The 7,821-nt window shown below is 30.0% G+C and carries 9 protein-coding genes; 2 read left to right on the top strand and 7 right to left on the bottom strand.

Translation table 11 applies throughout. The annotated features are described in order from the left end of the window. The 6 genes from Q0881_RS03450 to Q0881_RS03425 all read right to left on the bottom strand — a co-directional run. On the bottom strand, window positions 1-371 hold a 371-nt coding region (locus tag Q0881_RS03450; RefSeq protein WP_299156998.1), incomplete at its 3' end, for a cysteine peptidase family C39 domain-containing protein. Window positions 372-435: 64 nt separating this feature from the next. Beyond that, window positions 436-645, bottom strand: a complete 210-nt coding sequence (locus Q0881_RS03445) for a hypothetical protein (RefSeq protein ID WP_299156996.1) — start codon at window positions 643-645, stop codon at window positions 436-438. Window positions 646-702: 57 nt separating this feature from the next. Continuing rightward, window positions 703-951 carry a hypothetical protein gene (locus Q0881_RS03440; protein ID WP_299156995.1) on the bottom strand — a complete coding sequence of 83 codons (249 nt, stop codon included), beginning with the start codon at window positions 949-951 and terminating at the stop codon, window positions 703-705. Between the two features lie 2 nt (window positions 952-953). After that, window positions 954-1,112: a hypothetical protein gene (locus Q0881_RS03435; RefSeq protein WP_299156993.1), complete on the bottom strand. Its 159-nt coding sequence runs from the start codon at window positions 1,110-1,112 to the stop codon at window positions 954-956. Between the two features lie 130 nt (window positions 1,113-1,242). Further along, window positions 1,243-2,841: a vitamin K epoxide reductase family protein gene (locus Q0881_RS03430; RefSeq protein ID WP_299156991.1), complete on the bottom strand. Its 1,599-nt coding sequence runs from the start codon at window positions 2,839-2,841 to the stop codon at window positions 1,243-1,245. A gap of 115 nt (window positions 2,842-2,956) precedes the next feature. Continuing rightward, the gene (locus Q0881_RS03425) at window positions 2,957-3,640 is read right to left on the bottom strand and encodes a DNA-binding response regulator (protein ID WP_299156989.1); all 684 of its coding nucleotides are present in this window, start codon (window positions 3,638-3,640) and stop codon (window positions 2,957-2,959) included. Between the two features lie 170 nt (window positions 3,641-3,810). On the opposite strand from Q0881_RS03425, the gene Q0881_RS03420 reads away from it, so the two are divergent. Both Q0881_RS03420 and Q0881_RS03415 read left to right on the top strand, forming a co-directional pair. Then, complete coding sequence (locus tag Q0881_RS03420; protein WP_299156987.1) at window positions 3,811-5,349, top strand: YifB family Mg chelatase-like AAA ATPase; 1,539 nt, start codon at window positions 3,811-3,813, stop codon at window positions 5,347-5,349. Between the two features lie 88 nt (window positions 5,350-5,437). After that, window positions 5,438-6,451, top strand: a complete 1,014-nt coding sequence (locus tag Q0881_RS03415; RefSeq protein WP_299156986.1) for a TlpA disulfide reductase family protein — start codon at window positions 5,438-5,440, stop codon at window positions 6,449-6,451. Between the two features lie 47 nt (window positions 6,452-6,498). Here Q0881_RS03415 and Q0881_RS03410 read toward each other — a convergent pair whose 3' ends face one another. Next, window positions 6,499-7,776, bottom strand: a complete 1,278-nt coding sequence (locus Q0881_RS03410; protein WP_299156984.1) for a hypothetical protein — start codon at window positions 7,774-7,776, stop codon at window positions 6,499-6,501. Window positions 7,777-7,821 lie beyond the last annotated feature (45 nt).

Genomic DNA, 7,821 nt, shown 5'->3' with positions numbered 1-7,821 from the left:
TTTCCTATCCAATGCTGTATAAACTCTTCTTTGGTAAAAGTTATAAGTCCATGTGCAGGATCGGAGATATAAACCGTATCTTTTTTTATTTTGTAAAGTACTACATAATGATTTTTATTCCAATGTACAATACATGGTAGTGGAGCTTCTAATAGTTTTTTATAAGCTAATTTTACGCCTAAGGATCTAAATCCTATAGATTCTACTGCTTCACTTAACCCTAATAGACTACTTCCTTCTCGGGTAGTTTCACTTAAGCTTCGTAATTGTTGGGTGTTAATTGTTTTACCATAGTGTTTTGCTATGATTTTTATACACGTTGGACCGCAATCTTTTGCCTCGGTTTGTTGGTAGTTTGGGAATCTTTTCAAGCAAATAATTATTTAAAGCAAAAGCTACTACATGTAGTAGCTTTTGAAAAATTTATAGTTATTTTTAAATACAACAACCACTTGCAGGATGATACTGACATCCTGAAATATATGTACCTCCACAGCTTGGATTATTTTGAGCTAAATGACTAGTTGTACAGCATTGCATTGCTGGATCGCAACATCTGGTTGGTTTTAATTTCAAACCTCCTTCTATTTTTTTTTGTTCAGCTTTATTTAAAACCTTTCCTATGTTTAATATTTGTTTTTTCATTTTTCCTTATATTTTATTAATTAGTCTCACAAATTTTAAAATTTGTAATTATGTATTCTACCCTATACAACAAGTATCAAATTCATCAACACAAAATCTATCAGGAACACAACCGCCTCCTGTATTTCCTCCTCCTGTGTTACCTCCTGAAGAATTATCTCTTATACAAAAATATCCTTCACAATGACTTCCTGAAGGACATCCTCCATTTGCATCACAAAAGCCGATGGCTTGATTTCCTCCATTAATTTCTTTTTGTTCTACTTTACTTAAAGCCTTCCCTAAGTTTAAAATTTGATTTTTCATTATTAAAAAGGCGCTAATACACAGTAAAACTCAGAACAATGTCTCCCTCGATCTTCACACACTCCATCATGATTTGAATCACATTGCTTTCTACCACCATTAATAGTTTGTTGTTCCGCTTTATTTAAAGCCTTCCCAAAATTTAAAATTGATTTTTTCATTATTAATATTTTAAAAAAATTACTTTTGCGGCGAACATTTAAAGACACTCACCTTTGTGTCTATTCTTCGCGAGAGAATATTGTTCTAAATTCAAGGCCCTTTTTAGGGCTTTGTCTTTTTATATCTTTTTTACAATACTGATTCCATTGGCACTAATGGCTGAGAATTTTCTTCTAAATCTTCTATAAAAAAGATTAGATCTGTTCTGCCATATTCTTTTGGAAATGATTTTCCATTGATTAATATTTCTGGTGTAAAATTGATAGAATTCTCTTTGCACCAAACATTTTCTTTTTCTAATTCAGCAATGTAGGTAGTGTCATCCGTACAAGTCCCCCATTTCTGTAGCCAAACTGAAGGCTTTTCTCCTTCATAAATTTCATCCATGGCTAACAAACATTGAGTAGCTCCTTTAGTATTGTAAATTTCTATTAAACGACTTGCTATTTTAACTCCATCACTATTAGTGTCTTGTGTGCTAATATTAAATCGTACTCTTATTTTTACATTGTTCCCATACCTGTGTAAAATAGCATCTACATGTTTATGAACTGGTTTACAGTGCCCACAAAATGGATTGGTTATGACAACTATTTCTAATTTTGATTTTTGATTTCCGAAAACAATTTCTTTACTGTTGTTTAATTGAGGATTTAACTGAGGAGATTTATGTAATAAGCTTTCAAATAAAGTGTAGTTCCTTTTAAACTTTACATTTTCTATTTTTTCTTTTTTTAGTTGATGAACATCAGTAATTAATGGTTTTATATGAGACCATAATAACCAAGTAGCAAAGGCCACCATACCAAAAGAAATAGCATCTGCTAGTATAAAACTATTGATATAAGTATTACTTATTACTGGAGCTAAAGCTTGCAGCCATAAAACTCCTACAATACTTAAACACAGTAAACACCATTTCTTTACTACTGCGTATTGATAATATATAGAGTATAAGGTTACTGGTATTGCGACTAAACTTATAGTATAAGAAATTACTGGATTTGCTGCTTGAATAAAAGTTAAAAGAGTTAGTCCTGTAAAATATAAAAGACTAAAGTCACTTAATTTATATCCTTTAAATATTTCTGCTCCTTTTGAGGTTAATACAGCATCACAATCTTTTTTATCATCTGATCCTGAGCAAAAAGCATCTCCTATTGATGTTTTTAAACCTAATTCTTGTTTTACAATAGCAATACTAGTTATAATTCCAACAATAGAAAGTAGTAAATACCCAATTGTGTATAAGGATGCCGAACTTCTATAAACCATAAAAGCTGCAAAAACAGATAGGATACCTAAAGCCAAAATACTTGTTCTGTTTGAACTAGTTTTTACTGATGTATTATCTTCTGATTGCTCTACAGCAACTATAATTCCTGTAAATTTTTTAAGAAACTCATCTTCTGAAAGTTTCTCTTTTTTATTTTCTGTATTGTATAAAGTATAATCTAAGCCTTTTCTTTCTACAACAATCAAATCTTTTCCTTGGGCTGTATTTACCTGAGCGATAAAACAATCTGGTAATTGTAATAAGGTTTCTGTATTTACAGGTACATCTGCAGCAACATTTTCTATATTAAAATGATCTAAGACTCCTGTTATTGCATGTAAACTCGGATACGAAGGATGACTTTGTATTTGAAATGATAACTCTTCTTTATCAAAAGATATGCGATTTCTGCGTAATAATCTCTGTACTAAATTTATTAATGTGTCTTTCAAAAGTTATATTTTTTAGGGTAGCTATTTTTAGTTACCTCCAAAGCTATTTTTAAACCTTCAATAAAACTCTTAAAAAACCATAAAAAAAGTAAGGATTTACCTTACTTTTTAAATTTTATATAACTCCTATTTCTCTAGCTTTTAATATTAACTCCCTATCTCCTTTGTTTTTAACCCCAAAAACTTTTCGTAATTGACGCTTTCTTTTTTCAATACTGGCAACAGAAAGTGGTATGTAATTAGGTAAGTCTTTCATTCTTGATCCTATAGATAATTCATACAATATTTTTCGATCCATTGAATCTAATAAGTATTCATTTGAAATTTTTTTTCTCAAAAGCTTTAAAACTGTTCTACTATAATAAGGTGTTTCATTTACAATAGATGCAATTGCTTCTTGGAAGTTATCAGAAGTTAAATCTTTTTTAATTAAAAAACCTTCAGGGTTTAAATTTTTAAAAATACTATGCACCATGTAATTATCATTACATGAAGTGGATACAATTATTTTAGTTGTAGGTAATAATTTTCTTACTAAAATTCCAAAATCTAAACCTGATAATATTCTTTTATCTTCTGTGTGAGGCAATTTTAGCTCTAAAATAATAAAATCTAAATACGATTCAGTTTCAATTATTTTTTTAACCACTTCAAATGCACCTTCATAATTATAAGCTACATCAATATTAAACAAATAAATTTCTGATTCTTTGTCTACAGGGGTTAGTATTTCTTTGTATTTCTCACATATAAGCGGGCAACTATCTACTATTAACGTAGACTTTTTCTCTTTTTCCATATAATATAGTTTCGGGGGATCTAATTTTTATAACAGATAATAATATCTTATTAACTAACTCATAACTTTAATTTTACGCCTTGAAAGTTATAGAAAGAATTTCACTTATACAAAAAAGAGGAAAACAAACCTTGAAAAAAAATACATATCTTTAACAGAAAGAAGAAGTTATGCTAGTTAAAGTCTATGGAAGTGCTGTATTTGGCATTGAAGCCACAATAATAATTGTTGAAGTAAATATTGATAAAGGCATCGGGTACCATCTTGTTGGTTTACCTGATAATGCTGTACGAGAAAGCTCCTATCGTATTTCTGCAGCATTAAATAACATTGGATATAAATTTCCTGGTAAAAAAATTATTATAAATATGGCTCCCGCTGATATTCGAAAAGAAGGTGCTGCTTATGATTTAACCTTAGCTATTGGTATACTAGCTGCATCTGGTCAAATACAATTTGAAAACATAGACAAATATGTTATTATGGGAGAACTCTCTTTAGATGGAAGTTTACAACCTATAAAAGGAGCTTTACCCATAGCTATTAAAGCACGTGAACAAGGTTTTAAATACTTTATTCTACCTAAAGAAAATGCTAAAGAAGCTGCTATCGTTAACGATTTAGAAGTTTTTGGTGTAAATAATATTATGGAAGTCATTGATCATTTTAATACTAGCGAACTATTAAAACCTACTTATGTTGACACTCGATCTGAATTTTTTAAGCGTACAGATTTTTCTGAATTTGACTTTTCCGATGTTAAAGGGCAAGAAAGTATAAAAAGGTGCATGGAAATTGCTGCTGCTGGTGGACATAATATTATTTTAATAGGACCTCCAGGCGCAGGAAAAACAATGTTGGCTAAACGATTACCGTCAATATTACCTCCTATGACTTTACAAGAAGCTTTGGAAACTACCAAGATACATTCTGTTGTTGGTAAAGTAAAAAACTCTGGTTTACAGTATAACCGTCCTTTCAGATCTCCTCATCATAGTTGTTCAGATATTGCTCTTATTGGTGGCGGAAATAATTTACCACAACCCGGAGAAATATCATTAGCACACAATGGTGTTTTATTTTTAGATGAATTGCCTGAATTTAAACGTGGTGTCTTAGAAGTAATGCGACAGCCATTAGAAGACAGGGAAGTTACAATATCTAGAGCTCGATTTACGGTAAATTATCCAAGTAGTTTTATGTTAGTTGCCAGTATGAATCCAAGTCCTTCAGGCTATTTTAATGATGCTAACTCTCCCGCTACCTCATCACCTGCTGAAATGCAACGTTATTTAAGTAAAATTTCTGGACCTTTATTAGACAGAATTGATATACATATTGAAGTAACCCCTGTTCCTTTTAATAAACTATCTGAAGATACTAAAAGTGAATCTAGTATTGAAATTAGAAAAAGAGTTATAAAAGCTCGTGAAATTCAAACAAAACGATTTACTACTATAGATACTATTCATTACAACGCTCAAATGAATGTAAAACAAATTCGTAAATATTGTAAACTATCTGATGAAAGTAATAACTTACTAAAGGTGGCTATGGAAAAATTAAACCTATCTGCTAGAGCTTATGATAGAATATTAAAAGTGTCTCGTACTATTGCTGATTTAGCCATTTCAGAACATATCCAATCAGAACATATAACAGAAGCAATCCAATACAGAAGCCTAGATAGAGAAGGTTGGCTAGGGTAATTTATTAAAAAGCTTTCCTATAATTTAAAAATTAGTAATTTAGTACGCTACAAACCTTAAATTAAACAATAATTAAACTTATTCACTAATGAAAAAAATAGTTTATTTAATGGCTATCGCTATGGCCGTTGTTTCTTGTAAAAAAGAACCAAATGATTTTGTTACTTTTTCAGGAAAAATCACCAATAAGAATTCTGATTCAGTTGTAATTTCTAATCCTCAATTAAAATTTAGCCGTACAATTAAAGTTGACGATACAGGTATGTTTAAAGATACCTTAAAAGTTAAAGATGGTTTTTATCGTCTTTTCGACGGGAAAGAATCTACTTCTTTATATTTAAAGAATGGTGCCGTTATTAATATGACACTTAATACAAATGAGTTTGACGAGACAGTTACCTATACAGGTGAAGGATCTACTGAAAGTAGTTTCTTAGCTAAATCTTCTTTACTAGAAGAAGAACTTTTTAGTGACAAAGCTCTTTTTGATTTACCTAAAAAAGAATTCGATACTAAAATAAACACGTATGTTGATGGTTTTAACAAAAGAATTAAAGAAACTAAATTAGATTCTACTTTTGTTTCTTCTCAAGAAAAAAACATTAAAGGCTTAACTAAATATGTAAACAAAGTTCATGCTAACAAATTATATTTAGCTACTAAATTAGCTAAGGGTATGACTTCTCCTTCATTTACTGGTTATGAAAACATTAAAGGAGGAACTACTTCTTTAGAAGATTTAAAAGGTAAATATGTATATGTTGATGTTTGGGCAACTTGGTGTAATCCTTGTAAAAAAGAGATTCCTTTTTTACAAAAAGTTGAAAAACAATACCATGGAAAAAATATTGAATTTGTAAGTATTTCTGTTGATCAGAAAAAAGATCATGAAGCTTGGAAACAAATGATTGCTGACAAACAATTAACAGGAATTCAATTATTTGCAGACAATAGTTGGAGTTCTAAATTTGTTACTGACTACAAAATTACTGGTATCCCTAGATTTGTTTTAATTGACCCAGCTGGAAATATTGTTAGTTCTGATGCTCCTAGACCATCTAGTCCTAAATTAATTGAATTATTTACATCTTTAAATATATAATTTCAATACACATAAAAAAAGCTCGCCAATTGGCGAGCTTTTTATTTTTATAATAGTTTATTTACTAGTTTTTCTAGTCTTTCTAGTCTCTTTTTTAAATCTTTATTTTCTTTGGTAACTTTTTCAATAACTGTTTTTTGAGTTTTTAAAGTCCCTATTTCTTTTTCTTGCTGAATGGTATACAATGTTAATTCTTCTATTTTTTGTAATAATTTAGCATTCATTTTACCTAGCTCAATACCTTTATTTTCTCTTACTTCTTTCGCAGATGGTATATTTACTAAATGCCCTTTTTCTGCTATATGTTTTTCTACTTCTTTTAGAGTAGGTAATTGATATTCTTTTGAAAACACATAATCTGGCCATGCGCTATTTACTTCTACCTTTATCTCCTTTGCTCCTATATTTCCATTTACTGCTAATTTATAACCAAAAGTATTTGTAGTTCCAATCCCTACATTACCATTGCTTACAATTACATTATTATCTGGTTTTAAAACGATATCAGCATTTCCTCCATTCCAAACATTTTCAATTTCAATATTTCCATTAGTTGAGTTATAAAATTGTATTTGTGCCTTATGGTCTTCATCATTATAGTACCCTATTTTTTTACCTGTATATCTAAATTTTAAATTATCATCCAAAATAACACCACCTGCAACCGCTAATTTATGACCAAATGTATTTATAGTTCCAATACCTACATCTCCATTTTGTGTTATTCTCATTCGTTCATTTCGTGTACCAGAACCTGTAGAAAAACTAATCCCATCATAAGCATTCATACTTAACCCATCTGCACTCGAACCATTATGATCAAAAGTTAAAATTGACAAATTGTATTTATTCGATTGACTAAAACCTTCTCTAAAAAAAATACCAGATTCATTTCCTTTATCAAATACATCTATCAAAAGATTACCTTCTAGATGTAACTTTTCTTTTGGAATAGTTGTTCCAATACCTACTTTATTTCCTTCTAAAATAATACTACCATTTGCTCTTGACCAAAGTGTAATATTTCCATCACCACCAGCTCCAACATTCTCTGCATATAAACCTCCTCTATGGTGTCCTTTTCCTGAAAATGCTATACCGTATGGCGTATCTATATCCCCATTAATATTTATCTGGTCTTTCCATGCAGCATTTTCATTTTTTACATCTAATCTTAATAACCTACTACTTGTTTTCCCTATAACTTCTAAAGATGCTCCTGGAGTTGTTGTTCCAATACCTACATTTCCTCCTGTATCTGTAACTTGTGCTTTTAACATTAAACTACTTGTCATTAAAGCAACCATTAATATTACTTTTTTCATAATAATTATTTTTAATTAGTAAATTGTATAGAAATAAGGCTAGGT

Source organism: uncultured Tenacibaculum sp., assembly GCF_947494125.1.
Lineage (GTDB): Bacteria > Bacteroidota > Bacteroidia > Flavobacteriales > Flavobacteriaceae > Polaribacter.
The sequence above is the reverse complement of the archived record's forward strand: the minus strand, read 5'-3'. Positions and strand labels throughout refer to the sequence as shown.

Excerpts from the sequence above, each read along its gene's own strand:
- Q0881_RS03445 (WP_299156996.1), bottom strand. The coding sequence starts at position 645 with ATGAAAAAACAAATATTAAACATAGGAAAGGTTTTAAATAAAGCTGAA.
- Q0881_RS03440 (WP_299156995.1), bottom strand. The coding sequence starts at position 951 with ATGAAAAATCAAATTTTAAACTTAGGGAAGGCTTTAAGTAAAGTAGAA.
- Q0881_RS03435 (WP_299156993.1), bottom strand. The coding sequence starts at position 1,112 with ATGAAAAAATCAATTTTAAATTTTGGGAAGGCTTTAAATAAAGCGGAA.
- Q0881_RS03425 (WP_299156989.1), bottom strand. The coding sequence starts at position 3,640 with ATGGAAAAAGAGAAAAAGTCTACGTTAATAGTAGATAGTTGCCCGCTT.
- Q0881_RS03420 (WP_299156987.1), top strand. The coding sequence starts at position 3,811 with ATGCTAGTTAAAGTCTATGGAAGTGCTGTATTTGGCATTGAAGCCACA.
- Q0881_RS03415 (WP_299156986.1), top strand. The coding sequence starts at position 5,438 with ATGAAAAAAATAGTTTATTTAATGGCTATCGCTATGGCCGTTGTTTCT.
- Q0881_RS03410 (WP_299156984.1), bottom strand. The coding sequence starts at position 7,776 with ATGAAAAAAGTAATATTAATGGTTGCTTTAATGACAAGTAGTTTAATG.